The sequence below is a fragment of the Mesorhizobium sp. M8A.F.Ca.ET.181.01.1.1 genome (assembly GCF_004792025.1).
Taxonomy (GTDB): domain Bacteria; phylum Pseudomonadota; class Alphaproteobacteria; order Rhizobiales; family Rhizobiaceae; genus Mesorhizobium.
The window spans coordinates 80397-98379 of the sequence record NZ_SRTV01000004.1 but is presented as its reverse complement, the minus strand read 5'-3'; the positions used below and the strand labels follow the sequence as shown (position 1 = coordinate 98379).

Sequence of the window (17983 nt, the reverse complement as noted above, 5' to 3'; positions counted from 1 at the left end):
TTGGGTATGGAGTTCATCCTTGGCTCTGTCTCGTCGGGTTCAAACCTCCAAAGGGAGAAATTGACATGAAGAAGCTCATGACGATGACCCGGCAGTTCCGCGACGACGAAAACGGCGCTGCCATGGTCGAATATTCTATCCTGATCGGCATCATCGCCGCGGCATCGATTGTTGCGGTCATCGCTATCGGTAGCTGGGTCGGCAGCCAGTTCACCGGCCTTTGCGCGAAGCTGAGCGGCAAGGGTCTCGACGCCGCTGGCACTGGCACTGGCACTTGCGCCACTTCTAGTTGATCAGAAACGCCCTCGGTCGGAATCGGCCAGGGAGGGAGAGATGGCATCATGAAGTGGCTTATCGACGTAGCTAGGCAGTTCCACGACGATGAGAACGGCGCTGCCATGGTGGAATACTCGATCCTGATCGGCATCGTTGCAGCGGCATCGATCGTTGCGATTATTGCCATCGGTAGCTGGGTCGGCAGTCAATTCACCGGCCTTTGCGCGAACCTGAGCGGCAAGGGTGTCGACGCCGCAGGCACTGGCACTGGCGCTTGCGCCACGTCCAGTTGATCAGAAACGCCCTGGGCCGGAATCGTTCGATTTCGGCCCAGAGCATAGTGCTTCGAAGGGGTTGACATTCGCCCGGCGGGCGATGGTGGGGTGGGAAGATGCGCGCTAATACGCTTATCATGATTGTCCTCGCCGGCGTGTTCGGCGTACTGGCGGTGGTGCTCGCCAATATCTGGCTTGCCAGCCAGCGCAATGCCATGGCGCGGACGGATGACGTCCCGCACGATACGGTGGTGGTGGCGGCCATACCTTTGAAATTCGGTGACACGCTGACCGAGGACAAGTTGCGCGAAATCGCGTGGCCGGCCGGCGCGGTTCCGGCCGGCGCTTTCAAGACAACGAAAGAAATGCTGGCTGGCGAAGGCGTAAAGCAGGCGCTGCAGGCGATCGGCACCAACGAGCCCGTTCTCGCCACCAAGATCACCGGCCCCGGCCAGCGCGCCACGCTCTCGGCGGTGCTTGGCGAAGGCATGAAAGCCGTTTCCATCAGGGTCAACGACGTGCTTGGGGTGGCTGGATTCGTTTTCCCCGGCGACCGCGTCGATATTCTGCTGACGCGCACGGTGCGTGGGGACGACGGTGCGGACAAGAGTTTTGTCGACGTGCTGCTGCAGAGCATGAAGGTTCTCGCCATCGACCAGGTTGCAGATGTGAGCAAGGACAGCCCGACCGTCGTCAAGTCGGTGACGCTCGAGGTCAGCACCAAGGACGCACAGAAGCTGACCCTGGCAGCCGGCGCCGGCCAATTGTCTCTGGCGCTGCGCCAGGCGGCGGCCAGCAAGGGCGAGGCCACCGAGCGGGTGACGCTTTCCGACCTGACCGGCGAAATGCCAGAAGACGTCGCCAAGCGACAGGCCGAACTCGAGAAGAAAGCTGCCGCGGACGCATTGGCGGAAGCTGAGCGCAAGCGTGCCGAGGAAAAGATTGCCGGGCTCACCCAGGCCGTGGAGCGCGTTGGAAGCCGGCTTGACGAACTGGGCAAGGCTAAGCCCGCTCCAGCGGCGGCAGCTGAAGTGCGGGAAGTCGTCAAGGAAGTGGTCAAGTATGTACAGCCTGAGCCGCCGAAGAATGTGTCGGTAGGCGTGTTCCGGGGCGTGAAGCTCGAGACATATGACGTGCCGCGACAACCATGATAGTATTGCGGCATAATACCGCGCGACACGGTGGCTGCCTTAAGCAGCATTTGGGAGACGGGGATGCAGGGGACTTGGTTGAGGATGGCGGCGGGCGCGTTGGCCTGTCTGGTGGCGTTTTTGCTGTCGAGCCTCGTGGCCGAGGCGGCTGACCGCTTCATCGACGTGTCCAACCCCAGCGTCCATCGTGTTTTCCTGCCGATGTCGCAATCGGTGACAATCCAGGTAAATGCCAATCTCGGCGACATCGTCGTCGGCGACGAGAAGATCGCCGATGCGCAGCCAATGACCGACCGCACGCTCTATGTCATCGGCAAGGGCGCCGGCACCACCACGGTCAACCTGTTCTCGCCGGACAAGCGCTCGCTTGGCGTCATCCAGATCGAGGTCGGCGTCGATGTCAGCGACATGGCGGCGGCGATCCGCCAGGTTTCGCCGAGATCGCGCATCGAAATCGGCTCGGTGAATGGCAGGGTGCGGCTTGGCGGCCATGTCAAGGACGGCGCCACGCTGGCGGCCATCATGGAGGTTGCCCAGCAATACGGGCCCGATGCCATCATCAATGCCGTCACGGTCGACGACAGCCAGCAGGTCAACCTCGAAGTGCGTGTGCTGGAAGCAAAACGCAATGCCGGCCGCGACCTTGGCGTGTCGATCAGGAGCAGGAACAGCAGCGGCACGACTCGGGTCGCAACTGGTATTGCCACCGTGGACAAGGACGGGGCGGAGCTCGGAGCGGGCGACCTCGTCAGTGGTCTGTTGTCGAACAGCAATCCGTTCGCAGCGCTGATCACGCGCGTCATCGACAGCAACATCAAGGTCGATCTGATCATCGAGGCGCTGGAGGCCAAGGGCGTGGTGCGCACACTGGCCGAGCCAAACCTGACCACGCTCTCCGGCGAACCCGCCAGTTTCAACGCCGGCGGCCAGGTTCCCATCCGCAGTGTCAACAAAGATGGCGAGGTCCAGATCGAGTACAAGCAATTCGGCGTCAATCTCCTGTTCACGCCGGTGGTGCTCGCCGACGACAAGATCCACATCCAGCTGGCGCCCGAGGTCAGCGACCTGACCGGCTTCACCACAGCCGGCGATCCGATCTTCACCAACCGCAAGCTGGAAACCGTCGTCGAGCTGCGCGACGGTCAGAGCTTCGCGGTCGGCGGGCTCCTGTCGAGCAAGACGGCGAAGCTTCAGGAGCAGGTGCCATGGCTCGGCCAGGTGCCGGTCATCGGCACGCTGTTTCGCAATTCGAACAGCCAGAAGGAAGAGACCGAACTGGTCGTCGTCGTCACGCCGCACATCGTGCGGCCGGTGAAGCCCGGCGAACAGCTGGCGACGCCTTTCGACAAGACGCGGCCCGCGAACGATCCGGAGTTCTTCGTGCTCGGGCAGCTCGAAGTGAACAAGGACATGATCCGCAAATATGAAACAGGCGACGGCGTCACCGGCCCCTATGGCCACATGCTGGATTTCAAATCGAAGGACAAGATGCTCTATGTCAAGAAATAGCGCCTTGATCCTCATTCTGTGCGCCGGGTCGCTTTCGGGCTGCGCCGCGGACTATCTGAACCACTACGACACGGTGACCTTGGCCGCCGGCGACACGCAGAAGTTCAACTCGATGCTTCAGACGGTCGACCCGCTCAATCCGGCCTCCAGGAACACGCATATCGAAGGCGACGGCACGCGCGCCGCCGCTATCGCGCACAACTACAAATTTCCGCCGCCACCCCCGCCACCGCCGGCCATCACGGTCAATGTCGGTGGATCGGGTGTGACGACGCCGTGAACTGAACGGAAGGATGCGGAGGGCGCTGGGCATGCGAGGGGCCCTTGCGCGAGAGAGCAGAGAGTAAGGTCATGTTGGGGACCATTCGAGCCTTCTGGAACGATCAACGCGGCATAGCGATGATCCTCGTAGCGATTATGATACCCGTGCTCATCGGCTTCTCGGTGCTTGCCATCGACATGAGCCGCGTCAACAGCCTCCACAACGATCTGCAGAAGGGCATCGACGCGATGGCGCTTGCCGCCGCCGCGGAACTGGACGGCAGATCGGATTCCATCACCCGGGCCAACTTGGCCGTGACAACCCTCGTCACCAACAACACCCTGTTTTCGACATCCGGGGATCATCCGCTGGTTTTAGCCGATATGACCGTCACCTATCTGACCGGCATCCCCGCCAGCGACGAAACCGCATTGAGTGCTGCCGGCGTCGATGCCGATGGCACAAACTGGGCAAGCACCGATCCCAAGGCTGTTTCATTCGCTGAAGTCACGATCAACGCTTCCGGCGTTGCGGCTGGCGCAGGTGCCTTCGCGACGATCTTTCCGGCAAGTCTGGTCGGCAGCAAGGACACCATGGATATCCAGCCGCAGGCGGTGGCCGGGTTCGTTCAGTCAATCTGCGAAACCGTTCCCCTGTTCATGTGCAACCCGTTCGAGACAGCGGATTCTTCGACCAGCAAGACGATCCAGCAAGCCTTTGCCTCGGGCGATACTTACGGGAGAGAGTTCCGTATTTTGAAAGTCGATTCCAATCCTGGCCCCGGCAATTTCGGCCTGATCGACAACAATCTCAGCTCGCTGCGAGATGCCATTGCGATCGGCACCTCGGGAACCTGTTACAATCGCAACGCACTGACCACGAAGACCGGCGTCACCCTTGGCCAGGTCAACACTGGCCTCAACACCCGATTCGATCTCTACAGCGGCTCGTTGAACAACGACAGCAAGGACTTCAATTACAGGCCGGCGACCAACGTTCGCAAGGGCCAGAAGACCGGCTGCAGCAAGTACGATCCCGTGACGGACAACACCGCGTTGCCTTTGCCTCCGGGCACCAACTACGTCGATGCGAAGGGAATGTCCGACGCGATCGGATCGCAGAGCTTCTGGACAAGCTACTGGCAGGTCAACCACGGGACGGCGTATCCGAACGTCCCCAGCACCACCAACCCGACCGGCTCCACGAGCGCTCCCGCATCAAGATATGACGTCTACAAGTACGAGATCGCCAAAAGCCTTGTCGGTGACAAGTCGCTGAATCCGACCAAGGAAAGCGGCGATCCATCCTGCTACAAGGGTCCTAACCCGACACTCGATCCAGATCGCCGGCTGCTCAACATGGCGATCGTCAACTGCCTCGCCAACGAGGACAAGCTAAACGGTCACGTCTCGATCAAGCCGGACGGCTATGTCAGCGTGTTCATTAACACGCCGGTTCAGAAGCAGGACAACACGAAGGATCCAGACGATCCTTCCGCAGGCGAGAAACCCATCAGTCTGGAGATCGTCGACGTGGATGGCGCCTTTGCCAATAATACCCTTGTCGACAAGGCGTTTCGCAACGAAGCGCAATTGTACCGGTAGCGCCATGTTCATCAAACTAAGGCAGTTCCTCCAGCGGTTCCACCATGACGAACAAGGCTCTGCCTTGGTCGAGATAGCGATCGTCATGCCACTCGTGTTGCTGCTGTCGGCCGGCGTCTTCGAATTCTCGAACATCTTCAACACGCGCCTGCTTCTCGCAGCTGGCGTCGAGGATGCCGCTCGCTATATGGCGCGCTGCAGCAGTGACTGGAATACTTGTTCAACGTTGGCAAAAAACCTCGCGGTAAACGGGGCCGTCACGAACGGCAGCCAGAGGGTTACCGGGTGGACCGTGGGTCAAGTCACCGTCACGCCAGTACAATCGCTCCAGGCGATCGATCCCACGACCGGTACCGAGCTCTATCTCAGCAGCACCGGCACTGTCGTTGTCGTGCAGGTCAGCACCGCATATCCATATCCCACCCTGGGCCTCTGGTCTTATCTTGGCTTTGGTGCCCTTACGCTCAATGTTTTCCATCAGGAGCGTGTCTTGGGATGGTGATGTCGGGCGGCACGTTCTGGAGAAACCAATCCGGCGCGACAATGGTGGAGGCGGCCATCGCAATGCCCGTGCTGCTCACTCTGCTGCTTGGTTTCGTCGACTTCGGCTACGCTTTCTACCAATGGAATGCCGGCAACAAGGCGGTGCAGGCTGGCGCCAGGCTGGCGCAGATTTCCGCTCCGATCGCCAGCGGACTTCTGCTCGAGGCAAAAACCCCCAGCGACCCACTGGACGTGGGAAAGGCGGTTCCAGCCAACACTTACAGCTACATCTGTACCGCCAGTGCCGCCGGAGCAGTATCTTGCAGCTGCGGAACAGGCGCCACGTGCCAGAACCTCAATGTGAGCCAAGCCGCTTTCGACTTTATCTTTAGCGGCAGCAGCTCCCGGCCGGGCATGCTGACATTCCTGCCAACCCTTCTGAAGTCCGAGGTCCAGGTCCAATATCAGGCTTCAGGCCTCGGCTACTGGACGCGCCCCAACGGGCCGGTGCCAACGATCACCGTCAGTATTGTCAATCATCCCTTCCAGTTCTTCTTTCTGGCCGGGTTTCTCGGATTCGGAACCATCACCATGCCCTCCATGCTGAGCACGGTCACGGGCGAAGACATGAAAAGCACCTATCCATGAACGCCATCAACACCAAGGTCCTGCCCACCAAGCGAAAGCAGGTCGCGCTATTTTCCTCCGATCCGAATTTCAAGCGCGATGTGGCGACCCGGCTCGATGCGCTGGCGATCTATGACGTGCGGGTTGCCGAGACGGGCGACTTCCTCAAAGGCCCACCGGCCGAGACGCGCCCGGGCATCGTCATCCTCGATCTCGGCAATGGCGAATTGCTTGGCAATCCAGGCATCGTCGAGGCGCGTGGACTGTGGGCAACCGTGCCGCTGATCGCGGTTTCGGACGAGCTGACGTCCGAACAGACGCGCGTGCTGGTGCGCATGAACGCCTCCGACTGGCTGCACAAGCCGCTCGACGGCAAGGAGCTGCTCAACGCCGTCACCTTCCACGACAGCGGCAACCAGGGCACCAAAAGCCGCATCATCACCTTCGTCGGCGCCAGCGGCGGCGCCGGCGCCACGACGCTGGCGTTGTCGGCAGCTGAATTCCTGGCCTCGAAATCGACCGAGCGCGCGGCCTCGACCTGCCTGGTCGACCTCGACTTCCAGAGTGCCAATTGCGGCGCCTATCTCAACCTGTTCAACCAGTTCGACCTTGCCGGCATCATCGGCCAGCCGGAACGGCTCGATGTCGAACTGATGGATGTCATCAAGCTGTCGCGGCCTTCCGGCCTGACGCTCTATGCCTTCGAGCGGCCGCAGCTGCCGTTCGAGCGGCAGGGCGCCGATTTCGTCTTCCGGCTGCTCGACCTTGTCGCCTACCGTTTCGACGACATCGTCATCGACCTGCCGAACATCGAAACGCCCTGGCAAAATTCCGTGCTGTCGACGAGCGACGAGATCTTCATCGTCTTCGAGCTCAATGTCGCTTCGCTGCGGCAAGGCAAACGGCTCTACAAGAAGATCCGCGAGCTGCGCGGCAATAACGTCAGCATCACGTTGGTGGCCAACAAGCACAAGCGCAAATGGTTCGGCAACCACTTCTCGCGCGGCGAGCTGGAGAAGATCTTCAAGGCGCCGAACATCAAGTCGGTCAGCCTCGACAACGCCCTGCTGGCCGACGCCCTGAACCGCGCGATGCTGCCGTCCGAAGTGGATGGCCGGGCCCGCTTCAACAAGGATCTGAAGAAGATGTTCCGCGAGCGGCTCGACGATGCGGCCCGCTAGCGGCCATCGCTTTCGACTGACGGCCGCCTGCCTCCTCGGCCTGGCGCTGGCGCTTCCAGCCGGACAGAGCGCGTGGGCGGACAGCCGCCCGCCTTTGCCGGCCATGGGTCCCAGCCTGCGCAAGACGGTGGCGTTTCCCACGGCCGAGAAGATTGGAACCATAATCATCCGCAAGCAGGAAAAAGCGCTCTACCTGGTGACCGGCAAGGGCGAGGCCCTGCGCTACCGGATCAGCGTCGGACGCGATGGGTTTGGCTGGACGGGTACGGTCCAGGTGGGGTCAAAGACGGAATGGCCGGCTTGGCGCCCGCCCAAGGAAATGCGCGCCCGCCGGCCGGAGTTGCCTGAGATGGTTCCCTCGGGGCCGTACAATCCGCTCGGCGCAAGAGCGCTCTATCTGCTTCGGGACGGTCGCGATACGCTCTATCGCATCCATGGCACCAACGACCCTTCGGGCGTGGGTTTCGACGGCACGTCGGGCTGTTTTCGCTTGACCAATACCGATGTCATCGATCTTTTCAGGCGCGTGCCTGTCGGCACCAAGGTGGTGGTCCAATGACAACGATCAGCGATCCCGACGAACTGGTGGCGGCGGTCGAGCCGCCGTTGCTCGACAAGGAGAAGAGCCGGTTCAGAGTGGCCGTTGCCGTCTGCGTCGGCCTGGCGCTGTTTGCCCTTCTGAACGCCACCGCTGCCGTCTATCTCTACCGTGGCATCAACGACCTGCGCGCGATCGAGGCGCGGCTGGAAGACCTCGGCCAGTTCGAGCAGCGAATGAGCGCGCGGCTGGACACGGTCAACAACGGATTTCAAAGCCGGTTCGAGGCGCTGGACGACCGGTTGCGGGCGAGCTTCGGCGAGGTCAACGCCAGCATCGCCAAGCAGGCACCGGAAATGTCGGGAAATCACGGTGGCGACGAGCCGCGCGTCGTGGAGCTCCCCCCGCCCGCCGAAGATACGGCGGCGGTTGCCAGCGCCACCGAGGCGGAACCGGCCACCGAGGATATGCCGCGCACAACGCGAAGGAGGCCGGCTCCGGCAGCGCCTCCCGCGCCAAGCTCCAACTACCAGCGGATCGTATCCCCGGAAGGCAAGGTCACCTATCACAAGATAAACTAGCTTCGGCCTCGGCCGCGCTGCGCTAGAAATCTCTCTGCAACGCCATGAGCCGGACACGCAGCGGTTCAACGCGCATGCCGAGTTCGCGGATATAGGCGAAATGGCAATAGGCGCACGCCGTCACCCCGATGACCGCCAGCAGGCAGTTCAGCCAGGTGAAGTCCATCGTCAGTGAGAACTGAAAGCCGCTCGGCGCCGTGAACCCGGCAATGGTGCTGGCGGTCTGCGAGCGGCCGCCGATTAAAATCATCGACGCCGCGAGGATCAAGCTGCCATGGTTGGCAAGAAAGAAAGCTGCCGACCTTCTGGCCTGACTTGCCATCCAGCAGATCCCCAGCGCCGCGCCCAGCAGGGCGAAATCCAGGGCCATCGACCCTCCCAGATAGACATCGACCTGCTGCCAGACCATTCCGGACGATGGGTGCAAGGTGAGCCAGACCTTCCACATACCGGGGCTTGCGGGATAGGTTCCGAGCAGGATCGTGGCCATTCGCTCCGCCGCCAGGATCAGCAGGACAAAGGCCGGGAAGGCGAAAAACAATAATGGTTTGCGCTTCATGGTGCCTCGCAATCTGGCGGGCAGTCTATGCTGCATAGATTGCATGAAGCTTAACGGCGCGTTTTGCTTGCCAAATCAACAGCGTCTGCCCGTTGCGATCAGTGTCGGGGCCCACCCGTGCCACGACGGCCTCGCGTCTCCGCCCTCAAGCCGATTCTGCAAATCTGCGTGAGCTCGGCAGCCAGCGAGCCGCTGATGTGGGTCCGGCAGGCGTTCGTAGCAGACAATGAGCGGAGCCGCCGAGTCTGATCCATCGGTATCGCGAAGAGCGGCCTAAGGATTAGCCAAAGCAGAAAATGTCAGCCCTATCGCCAGTGCCGTCACTGCGTAGATAGCCGGCAAAACCTGACGGTTCACACCAATCCGAAGCAAGCTATGACCAAGGTGATCCGTGCCGCCCATCCAGGGCCTCCGCCCCTGTAGCAAGCGGCGAGTCGTTACGAATATTGCATCAATCAGAGGGACGGCAATCCACGCCAACGAGGCGTCAAAACCTCTTTTCGAGGCAAGAAGCACGATTGCCGCTCCGAGGAGAAGGCTGCCGCTGTCGCCCATGAAAACGCGGGCGGGCGGATAGTTGAAGCAGAGGAACCCGACACACGCACCCGCGCCGGCCATCCCGATATCGCCGCCGAGCCCCAGGAAGGCGGCCGTGATTGCACTCGCGGCAAGACCATCCGCATGGTCGAGCATGTTGACCGCGTTGCAAGCTATCCAAATGACGATCGGGACCCACCACAGACCTGTAATGATGCCAGCTAAAATCGCGGCAGCGGCCAATGCCGCTGCCTTGACACCGGCGGAAAGGGATCGGACGTCATCCAGCGCGCCGATCAGGCAGAAAACAGCCAGCAGAAGAATATACTCAACCGGAAGCCACGGAGACATCGCGATCAGCATGGCCGGCCCTGCCAGCCGGGGAACCTCGCCCGATGTGTGCCATCGGTCGCTCTTAACCTTTGAGACCGCTCCGATGCGTATCGCCAGACGCGCAAACAGCCACACACAAACGGCCGATATGAGCAGAGCCCCGATGAACGGGACCAATGGACCAGGTGTCAAGCCATTGCTCGTTCGGCACGCATGTGCTCGATGCAGTCGACCACTGTCTGTTTGGTGCTTCGCAGTGGTCGCCATCCGGTCATGGAGGTCAACAGACTTGTGTCAGGCACGCGGTCATGCGTCACGGCAAACCGCTCACCAAAGACCGCACTGGAAGGTTTCATAACGATGGGCGCACTCGTCCTGGTGGCGTCTACGACCATCTTGGCGAGATTTCCAATCTGAACCGCCTCGCTGCCGCCCAGGTTGACTGGCCGGCCTCGCAACGACCGGCACTGCATCACCAGAAGCAACCCCTCGGCGGCATCGGCTACGTGGAGAAACGCGCGCCTCTGCTCGCCATCGTCGTGAACCACAAGCGGTTCGCCCCGCAACGCCGCGTTGACAAACACTGGCAATACGAGGCCGGTCGCCGAGCGCTGGCGCGGTCCGGCCATGTTGAATGGTCGAACGATCCAGCTAGGGATGCCCAAATCGAAAAACAGTCCAGCAACCAGATGCTCAACGGCTGCCTTGGCAGCGGCATAACCCCATCGCGGTCGGAGATCCGTCATAACTGGATCGGACTCTGTGATTGGCCGGTCCCGACCGGAGCCGTAAACTTCTGAACTCGACGTATAAAGAAGCGGGCGCCTGTGCAGCCGGCATGCTTCGACGATTGAACAGCCTGATTCGAGAATGCCGCTGGTGACGGCGAAGCGTTCCTTGTGAGCACGCTCAACGCCGATCGGACTCGCCAGATGGAAGACGGCATCGGCAAGGCCAACCTCATCCTGGACCGCCCCATTATATGCCGGATCGCCGACCCTGAAGGTACGGATCGTCAGGCGAGGGTCACCAGTCGGCAGATTGCGAAGCAGGCCGTTCGAAAGATCATCGACAACGGTCACGGTGCAATTGCGCGCAAGCAACATATCGACCAGTGCCGACCCTACGAAGCCTGCGCCACCAGTAACCAACACATGTGCGTGCTGGCCGAATTCAACCATGTCCGCGCTATGGTTGTCCAACGTTGACAGCCTCCAGAACGACCCGTGGGCCTCGCAACGCACGGGACAATCTTCTATACAGTCAGGGACGGGACGAACAACCCGTTTTTCTATCAAGCGAGCAAGTTTTCATCGCCCCGATATCATTAACGAATGAATACTCCCTCCGAAAAGCCGCCACTGGTCCGATGCCCCGATCCAGGAGCAGGACTGATTCTGGCACACGCGCACCAATGTTTAGGTTTTCGTCGCTCCAGCGCGAAACAAATTGTGAGGGTATCCCCACGTTTCTCGAAATGCGACTTGTAAGTCGAATCGCGGGTGCCGCCGTTGCATATGTCCGGCCATCGACTCATGATACGCAATTGGGCTGTGAGGCCGGGAAATAACCCGGAGGGAGCCGTGAAGTCCGACTATCGGCCAGATATCGACGGATTGCGCGCAATCGCAGTGGTCGCCGTCATTCTTTTCCATTTTGAAGTGCCCGGTTTTGCGGGGGGCTTCGTCGGCGTCGATATCTTCTTTGTCATTTCTGGCTACTTGATCACCCGCCTTTTGGTGGCTGAAGGCGGCGAACTGTCCCTGATCGAGTTCTACGCCAGGCGCATGCGCCGCATTCTGCCGGCGATGCTGGTAACGATCTGCTTCTCGCTCATTGCGGGATGGTTTCTGTTGCCCCCCGGGGACTATGCCAACTTAGGGCGCAGCGCGGCATATTCTACCGTCGGGCTGGGGAACTACTACTTTCTCTGGAACACGGGCTATTTCGACCGCGAGTCGACGCTTCTGCCCCTGCTCCATCTCTGGTCGCTCGGCGTCGAAGAGCAGTTTTACCTGGTATGGCCGGTTTTGCTTCTGATGGCGAACCGGTTGGCACGGCGCCGCCGTCCGCCGATCATCGCGCTGATCTGTATGGTTGCACTGATCAGCTTCTCGATTGCCCTCCATCTGGTGGCGATCGATCCAAAGCGAGCGTTCTATGTTCCCTTCGGCCGAGCCTGGGAACTGGCTCTCGGCAGCCTGCTGGTCTTTGCGGCGCCCGTTCGCCACCGAGGCACTTCCGAAGCTTTCGGACTGGTCGGCCTTTGCCTGGTCGCCGCCAGCACCATCTGGCTGTCGCCGAACCAACCGTTTCCGGGGCTGAGCGCTCTCTTCCCGGTGATCGGCGCTGGCCTGCTCATCTGGCCGCGTTCGCAGTCAATGATCTCGGCGCTGCTTGCGAGCGCACCTTTGCGATCGACGGGCAAGATTTCTTATAGCCTTTATCTCTGGCATTGGCCGATCCTGGTCTTCTTCCGCCACTATGCAGGCACCGAAATGCCGACGGCGGCCGAAGCGTCTGTCCTTGTCGCCGTGGCAGGGCTGGCGGCGTATTTCTCTTGGCGGTTCGTCGAGGAACCCGTTCGCCGTCTGCGGGCGCCTCCATCCAGGGCATTTGCCGCCGGTGTTGCCGCCGCGGCGACAGTTTGCCTGAGCGGCAATGCGATCTTCGAAGCCGGCGGTTTCACCAGCAGGATTCCGAAAGAAGCCGAGGCAATGCGCAGCCTCGAGGTGATGTGGGACTGGCCGTGTCCACAGACGGTCGTCATTCCTGAACTGGGCAGCACCTTTTGCGCGTTTGGGGCGCCCTGGGGCAAAGCGAGACATCACGCCGTCCTGTGGGGCGATAGCCACGCCGAACACCTCGCCCCGCTGTTCGATGCTGCCGGCCAGCACGAGAATACCGCCTTCTTTCTTTATCGCGCGTGCCCGGCCGCATTCGGAGAAGGTGTCCATCGCGATTTTCCAGAGCACCCCGACTACCAGGAAAGCTGCGCGTCTTCCCGAAAGGCGGTCGTCCATATGCTGAGACAGCGAAAAGATATCGACCTCGTGGTCCTGTCTTCCGCCTGGACAAACCTTGCTGACACCAATGTCGTCGCCGATGACGGCCGGCAGGCGGACAGGGTCCTGCTGTTGCGCGATGGCTTGCTCAGCCTCGTAAAAGAAATCACCGCTCGGCAACGACGCATCGGAATCATTGGACAGGTGCCGGTGCCAGGCGTGGATCTGACGTCCTGCGCGGCAATGCGCGAAAGCGGGATGCTGAGACGTTGTTCGACAGACATGGATAGCGAGCAAATCCTACGGCGTTGGTCGCCGGTGGTGACCGCGTTAGAGTCGCTTGCGGATGAAAATGGGGTGTTCTTCGTCGATCCACTCAAAGGCATGTGTCCGGACAGGCATTGCGCCACCTACATCAATGGCGAGTTCATTTACCGCGACAAAGCTCACCTGCGCCGAAACTTGACACCGGAGACCGACGTCGGCCTTGCGCGAACGATCGGTCTCCACCAGGCCCTAGCCGCAGCCGACGGGCGAACTCGTGTATCGAACGCCATGCAGCCTTCGACAACCAGCATGAGCAATTGAGCCCGCAGTTCTGTGCCATGCGACGACAGCGCCGGACATAGCCTCTACGTCGACGATCATCACCTGTCGATCTTCGGCGCGAGACTTATTGTTCCGAAAATCATCCGGAGGCTTTAGACCGACTTGTTAGTGGCGTCACGGCAGCCACAGTTGCAATCGACCATGCAATGATCGTGCCCAGAAGAATGAAGCATAGTGCACTGACCGACAGCGGAACGGCGACCTCGTAGGTTCGGTCATTGCTGCGAGGGTCGCTCGAATCCGTGGGCGCGAACAGCACAGCATCCGGCCGGCGAAAAGTATACTCGCCCTGCCTGACGGCAGGCCATGCGTGAGAAGACCAGCCGACGCGATGTAGCGATGTTCCGTTTTCGCGCAAATTGGATGCTTGCAAAGGCGGAATGTCAGACAGGTTGCCTAACTGGAAAAGGCCGGGAAATGGTGGCCGCGGAAGCAGCGTTTCGTATCCGCCTCGGGCGGCAAACATGGTTTCGTTCTGCAGCCGCCCGGTAATAAGCGGTGGTGTGACGAGCAGTATCGCGATGCAGCCGGCCCCGAAGGCCGCGACGCCTGCCAATGTTCCGCAAGCAAAGCTCCAAGGCTCGCCTTTCTCTGTCGGCGACGGCTTTATGGCAGCGACTTTTCGTGCGGCGAGCATGCCGCCAATTCCGAGCGCGATTGGAAGAAAGAGGCTTGGTGTCAGCAAGAGGTCATGCGAGGTCAGCGCCACCCCCATGACCGCGACACCAAGGGCAAGATCACCAGCGTTCCGGGCAAAGCAAAAGGCGAAGCAGACCAAGCCAATCGGAATCAGCCAGCCGAGGTGACCGAAAGCGATTGCAAACAGGACGAAGGTGTTGTGAGGCGCAAGGGCTTGCGCCTGTTCAAGTCCGCGACCGAAAAAACCGCCTTCTCGATAGGCGAGCAGGCCGCGCTCGAGAAAGAGAGCCCTTGCCGAAATCGAGTTCCTCTTGCCTTCATCGGTCAGGCGTTCGCCGAGCGCCTGCATCTTGGCGACGTTCGTGGATTGGTTAGCCGCGGGCGCGGGGCCGGATAGCAGAGGAGACGAATTTACGGCGTCCGCGGATGCACCGCCCTTAGCGGCGGCCGAACCGCTCGGGGGTTCGACGGCGAGGGGCGCGGTAGTGTCAGCAGAACTTGCCCGAGGCGGAGCCGGTTGATTTGCCGACGCCCCTTCAGGCGGTGGCGCAATTGACACCGTAGCGGCTGGCGGAGATCGATCGACAGCCTTCGATGCTTCGTTGAGCGCCGTGCTTACAGACAAAATTCCGGCATAGGATTCGTCCGTGGCAATACGGAAGGAAGCATTTGTGGTCAACGCGATGCCGATCGCCCCCAGCAGTGCAAAAGCGACGACGACCGCACGGCCCAAGCCCCCAAGATCGATCTGAAAACGACGGCCGCTGCGAAATTGTTGCCAAATGCGGACGACAATCGGAACCGCCACCGTTGCAAGGGCGGCAAGAAGGGTCGAGCGAGAAAGCGTCGCGAGAAGCGTTATGGCTACGAGCACGAGGAAGCTTGCACGCCACTTTTGTGCGACGGCGCGGTAGCTCGCCGCAGCCCCAAGCAGAAGTCCGGCCGCTGCGACATTGGGATTGACCGCCAAACCGGCGGCCCGGCCAGGCGTGTTGGTGAAGCCGCTGGCAAAGAGGAGGTCGAGCAAGCAAACCACCGCATTGAGCGCTGTGACTGACGCCGAGAGGCGCAACACGATTGCGGGAGCTGAGGCAAGCATGAGCACAATCGCCGCGCCGCCGAGGAAAAGTGTGATCAGGTAACACTTGGCGACGATCCCGATCGGATGAAGCGCAACCGGGACGACTGCCATGGCGGCGGTGATAGCAAGCAGAAGGATCGCGCTACGCACGTCTCGACGCGTCACAAGAACGGCCACCGAAACAATCAGCACTCCGCCATAGAGCGCATGGAACACCAGCCTGGCGAACTCGTCCCGTCCGGTGAAGAACGGCATAAAGTATGGCAAGAACCAGGACTGGCAGATGACGATGAGGAACGCACAGAGTCCGGCCGAAATGTTCGTCAGGACCGCCCGCAGCGGATGCGTTGAGCTCGCCGAGCGTTCCGAGTGGGCAATCCCGCTCATTCGTCAGCCCACGAGATAGAGGCGTTCATATGCGTCGACCATAGCTCCTGTCGAATACCGCTCGCGCATCATCCGTTGCCTAAATTCCCGGTCGGCTGTCGGCTCCGGCAATCGGTCGAGAACGGCTAGAAGCCCGCGAGCCAGATCGGCAGGGTCACGAGGTTTCACCAATACACAACCCGGCATACCGGAGATAGCCTCCGGATTTCCGCCGACATTGGTGGCGACAACAGGAAGACCCGCCGCGAGCTTTTCCATCAGGGCATTGCAAAAACCTTCCTCATGGGAGGCGATCACGCCAACATCCATGCCGGCGAGCAATTCCGGCACCTCGCTCTGTGATCCCAATGCATGGACTTTCGATCCGACGCCGAGCCGCCGTGCCTCTTCCGCCAGGCCCGGCCCGATGCCTCGGTCCTGTCCCGCCATGAACAGCTTCAGATTCGGCCGGCTTTCGCTCGCAAGAGCGAATGCTTGAATGAGATCCCTGTGCCCTTTGTATGGGATTAAATTCGCGACTATGATGATGCCGACTTCGTCCTGGCTGAGGCCGAGCCGCCGCCGGGTTTCGTCCCGGCGATGGACGATGTCATCGAAGCGGCTGAGATCGAGACCGTTCGGGATCACCCTTATTCTGTCGATATCATAGGCGTCGCGAGCCGCCATATCGGCCGCGACCGCATGCGAATTCGCGACCACCACATGGGAAAGCCGATTGGCGATCCGGTCCATTCGCTTGAGCCTGGGCCACCGTTCCTGATGGTTGCCGAGACCGCGTCGCGACGTGATGACAAATGGCGCCAGCGCAACCCGCCCCGCCAAGGCGCCCAGGAAATTGGTCAGCGGCAGGAAGGCGTGGACCACGCGCGGCCGGGTCAAGACGATGCGCAGGACAAGCGAAGTGACGGCTGCGCCGAGAACCAGCATCGCCTTCACACTCGGGCGCCTCGTCGGCGCCGCGCCCGACTTGGCACCCACTTTGGCCACTGTCGGCGACGCAGGTAGGGGATTCGGCCGATGAAGTCCGTACAATACCCGGATCCCGGCGCGATTCAGCGTCTCCGAGAGAACACCTCCTTGTGAAAGCGCAAAGACTTCTACCTTCCAGCCGCGCTGCTTCAATTCCTTGGCAAGCAGCACGAGCTGGCTCTCGGTGCCGCCCAGGTCAAGCGTTCCGATGACAAAGAGTACTTTGCGACGAGGCTTTCTAGCCAGTGCGGCAGAAGGCCCGGCAGCCGACTGTTGGCCTTCAGCATCAGTCATCGGAAATTTCTCTCGCAGCGTCATCCGCTCCGCCGCCTTTCCTCATTGGTCGCCGGTTGCCGCTAGGCGCAGCCGCTTGCAAGCGGAAGCCTCTGCGAGGCGATGGCTTATAGAAATGGTCACGAGCAAACGAAATCAAGAGGACCGAGCAATTCCGCGAACCCGCTGCAGCACAAGCCGGCCGCGTCCTAAAAGAAGATACTGGAGCAGAATGCCGATGGTGACGAGTAAAATACCAATGGCAAGGAACGCAAGCGGCGGAGCCCATTTCAGGCGTTCGAACTTTGCCTCGTACGCACGCACGCCGTTGAAGTCTTCGGCAGTTCCGAGCGGTTGCCAGTCCTGACCATACGCCCTTCTTAGCAAAGGCAGCATCGGCCCGAATTGCGCGTAGTACGTGTCGATGATCGACGGGTCTTGTTGTACATCCTCAAGCGAGTGAGGAACGAAGACACCATAGTCGGAATCGAGAATGTTGCCATTTGACTCAACTACAGTGTGCTCGGGGGCACTGTAGATCGTCGCTTCGATGCCCTGATCGGCAAGGACAGAGTAGACGATCTTCGAAACCTGGGAACAGAACCCATAGCCCCGATCCAGTGCCTTTCGGGGAGTTACAAATTCATAGTTCCCCAGGTTTTCCCGATATTCCGAAAGAAAGCTGAGCATCCAGAGCAAGTAATTGTCGAAAACCCCGATCCGGGTGTAGGACGCATCGGCCTCCGACCAGCGGTCACCTTCTGTCCAATAGTGTACCATTCCACGCGCGACCGCCGTTGTCAGACGCTCAAGATATGGCTGCATCGGCTCACCCGTGCGGCGATAGAGATCATCAACGTCCGCAACTCTCTGTGCAAACCCCAGTGGCCCCTCAATTGCCGAAGCAGGTGGTGCCGGGTAGGCGCTGACCAATCCGAGCGGGTATGCCGACACAAAGAACAGAAATGCCGTCCCCACCCCTGCCGAGAACACGCCGAGTGCACGAAGCAATGCCGCAATTAAGGCCAGCCGCTGCCTTCGATCCCGAATCTTTATAGCGTCACCCATGATTGAAGCATATCACCTCACCGCAATCACGGTCTC

The 17983-nt window shown here is 60.7% G+C and carries 18 protein-coding genes; 12 read left to right on the top strand and 6 right to left on the bottom strand.

The window, feature by feature from the left end; translation table 11 throughout:
- Positions 1-65: 65 nt before the first annotated feature.
- The 11 genes from EN824_RS16300 (at position 66) to EN824_RS16250 (ending at position 8487) form a co-directional block, all read left to right on the top strand.
- Positions 66-293, top strand: a complete 228-nt coding sequence (locus EN824_RS16300) for a Flp family type IVb pilin (RefSeq protein ID WP_135932503.1) — start codon at positions 66-68, stop codon at positions 291-293.
- Positions 294-341: 48 nt separating this feature from the next.
- Entirely contained in the window at positions 342-569 is a 228-nt protein-coding gene (locus tag EN824_RS16295; RefSeq protein ID WP_135932502.1) for a Flp family type IVb pilin, read from the top strand.
- Positions 570-667: 98 nt separating this feature from the next.
- Positions 668-1702, top strand: coding sequence for a Flp pilus assembly protein CpaB (gene cpaB / locus EN824_RS16290; RefSeq protein WP_135881759.1), 1035 nt, complete (start codon positions 668-670; stop codon positions 1700-1702).
- A gap of 63 nt (positions 1703-1765) precedes the next feature.
- Positions 1766-3211 carry a type II and III secretion system protein family protein gene (locus EN824_RS16285; protein WP_127870461.1) on the top strand — a complete coding sequence of 482 codons (1446 nt, stop codon included), beginning with the start codon at positions 1766-1768 and terminating at the stop codon, positions 3209-3211.
- A gap of 4 nt (positions 3212-3215) precedes the next feature.
- Positions 3216-3491 (top strand): hypothetical protein, encoded by a 276-nt coding sequence (locus tag EN824_RS16280; RefSeq protein WP_245511741.1) that lies wholly within the window; start codon positions 3216-3218, stop codon positions 3489-3491.
- 71 nt (positions 3492-3562) lie between these two features.
- A complete protein-coding gene (locus tag EN824_RS16275) occupies positions 3563-5077 on the top strand; it encodes a pilus assembly protein TadG-related protein (RefSeq protein ID WP_135907110.1) in 1515 nt (504 codons plus the stop codon).
- 4 nt (positions 5078-5081) lie between these two features.
- The gene (locus tag EN824_RS16270; RefSeq protein ID WP_189521875.1) at positions 5082-5579 is read left to right on the top strand and encodes a TadE/TadG family type IV pilus assembly protein; all 498 of its coding nucleotides are present in this window, start codon (positions 5082-5084) and stop codon (positions 5577-5579) included.
- Positions 5573-6208 carry a TadE/TadG family type IV pilus assembly protein gene (locus EN824_RS16265; protein WP_135932501.1) on the top strand — a complete coding sequence of 212 codons (636 nt, stop codon included), beginning with the start codon at positions 5573-5575 and terminating at the stop codon, positions 6206-6208. The genes EN824_RS16270 and EN824_RS16265 overlap by 7 nt, the downstream gene beginning before the upstream one ends.
- On the top strand, positions 6205-7368 hold the full coding sequence (locus EN824_RS16260; RefSeq protein WP_127275395.1) for an AAA family ATPase: 1164 nt from the start codon (positions 6205-6207) through the stop codon (positions 7366-7368). Before EN824_RS16265 ends, EN824_RS16260 begins: the two co-directional genes overlap by 4 nt.
- Positions 7355-7927, top strand: coding sequence for a L,D-transpeptidase (locus EN824_RS16255; protein ID WP_127275394.1), 573 nt, complete (start codon positions 7355-7357; stop codon positions 7925-7927). The genes EN824_RS16260 and EN824_RS16255 overlap by 14 nt, the downstream gene beginning before the upstream one ends.
- Positions 7924-8487 carry a hypothetical protein gene (locus tag EN824_RS16250; protein WP_135932500.1) on the top strand — a complete coding sequence of 188 codons (564 nt, stop codon included), beginning with the start codon at positions 7924-7926 and terminating at the stop codon, positions 8485-8487. Before EN824_RS16255 ends, EN824_RS16250 begins: the two co-directional genes overlap by 4 nt.
- 22 nt (positions 8488-8509) lie before the next feature.
- Here EN824_RS16250 and EN824_RS16245 read toward each other — a convergent pair whose 3' ends face one another.
- The 3 genes from EN824_RS16245 to EN824_RS16235 form a co-directional block, all read right to left on the bottom strand.
- Positions 8510-9046, bottom strand: a complete 537-nt coding sequence (locus tag EN824_RS16245) for a hypothetical protein (protein WP_135932499.1) — start codon at positions 9044-9046, stop codon at positions 8510-8512.
- 273 nt (positions 9047-9319) lie between these two features.
- Entirely contained in the window at positions 9320-9946 is a 627-nt protein-coding gene (locus tag EN824_RS16240) for an MraY family glycosyltransferase (RefSeq protein ID WP_245464228.1), read from the bottom strand.
- A gap of 158 nt (positions 9947-10104) precedes the next feature.
- A complete protein-coding gene (locus EN824_RS16235; protein ID WP_127870453.1) occupies positions 10105-11118 on the bottom strand; it encodes an NAD-dependent epimerase/dehydratase family protein in 1014 nt (337 codons plus the stop codon).
- Between the two features lie 381 nt (positions 11119-11499).
- Between EN824_RS16235 and EN824_RS16230 the strand changes: the two genes are divergently transcribed.
- On the top strand, positions 11500-13509 hold the full coding sequence (locus EN824_RS16230) for an acyltransferase family protein (protein WP_189522184.1): 2010 nt from the start codon (positions 11500-11502) through the stop codon (positions 13507-13509).
- 100 nt (positions 13510-13609) lie between these two features.
- On the opposite strand, the gene EN824_RS16225 is transcribed toward EN824_RS16230, so the two are convergent.
- From EN824_RS16225 to EN824_RS16215, 3 genes are all read right to left on the bottom strand, one after another.
- Positions 13610-15637 carry an O-antigen ligase family protein gene (locus EN824_RS16225; RefSeq protein WP_135932497.1) on the bottom strand — a complete coding sequence of 676 codons (2028 nt, stop codon included), beginning with the start codon at positions 15635-15637 and terminating at the stop codon, positions 13610-13612.
- Between the two features lie 3 nt (positions 15638-15640).
- Entirely contained in the window at positions 15641-16900 is a 1260-nt protein-coding gene (locus EN824_RS16220) for a glycosyltransferase (RefSeq protein WP_167531362.1), read from the bottom strand.
- Between the two features lie 135 nt (positions 16901-17035).
- On the bottom strand, positions 17036-17947 hold the full coding sequence (locus EN824_RS16215) for a hypothetical protein (protein ID WP_127275386.1): 912 nt from the start codon (positions 17945-17947) through the stop codon (positions 17036-17038).
- Between the last annotated feature and the right edge of the window lie 36 nt (positions 17948-17983).

Bases quoted from the DNA above. Each gene is read 5' to 3' on its own strand.
- EN824_RS16300 (WP_135932503.1), top strand. From the start codon at position 66: ATGAAGAAGCTCATGACGATGACCCGGCAGTTCCGCGACGACGAAAAC.
- EN824_RS16295 (WP_135932502.1), top strand. From the start codon at position 342: ATGAAGTGGCTTATCGACGTAGCTAGGCAGTTCCACGACGATGAGAAC.
- cpaB (WP_135881759.1), top strand. From the start codon at position 668: ATGCGCGCTAATACGCTTATCATGATTGTCCTCGCCGGCGTGTTCGGC.
- EN824_RS16285 (WP_127870461.1), top strand. From the start codon at position 1,766: ATGCAGGGGACTTGGTTGAGGATGGCGGCGGGCGCGTTGGCCTGTCTG.
- EN824_RS16275 (WP_135907110.1), top strand. From the start codon at position 3,563: ATGTTGGGGACCATTCGAGCCTTCTGGAACGATCAACGCGGCATAGCG.
- EN824_RS16270 (WP_189521875.1), top strand. From the start codon at position 5,082: ATGTTCATCAAACTAAGGCAGTTCCTCCAGCGGTTCCACCATGACGAA.
- EN824_RS16265 (WP_135932501.1), top strand. From the start codon at position 5,573: ATGGTGATGTCGGGCGGCACGTTCTGGAGAAACCAATCCGGCGCGACA.
- EN824_RS16260 (WP_127275395.1), top strand. From the start codon at position 6,205: ATGAACGCCATCAACACCAAGGTCCTGCCCACCAAGCGAAAGCAGGTC.
- EN824_RS16255 (WP_127275394.1), top strand. From the start codon at position 7,355: ATGCGGCCCGCTAGCGGCCATCGCTTTCGACTGACGGCCGCCTGCCTC.
- EN824_RS16250 (WP_135932500.1), top strand. From the start codon at position 7,924: ATGACAACGATCAGCGATCCCGACGAACTGGTGGCGGCGGTCGAGCCG.
- EN824_RS16245 (WP_135932499.1), bottom strand. From the start codon at position 9,046: ATGAAGCGCAAACCATTATTGTTTTTCGCCTTCCCGGCCTTTGTCCTG.
- EN824_RS16240 (WP_245464228.1), bottom strand. From the start codon at position 9,946: ATGCTGATCGCGATGTCTCCGTGGCTTCCGGTTGAGTATATTCTTCTG.
- EN824_RS16225 (WP_135932497.1), bottom strand. From the start codon at position 15,637: ATGAGCGGGATTGCCCACTCGGAACGCTCGGCGAGCTCAACGCATCCG.
- EN824_RS16220 (WP_167531362.1), bottom strand. From the start codon at position 16,900: ATGACTGATGCTGAAGGCCAACAGTCGGCTGCCGGGCCTTCTGCCGCA.
- EN824_RS16215 (WP_127275386.1), bottom strand. From the start codon at position 17,947: ATGGGTGACGCTATAAAGATTCGGGATCGAAGGCAGCGGCTGGCCTTA.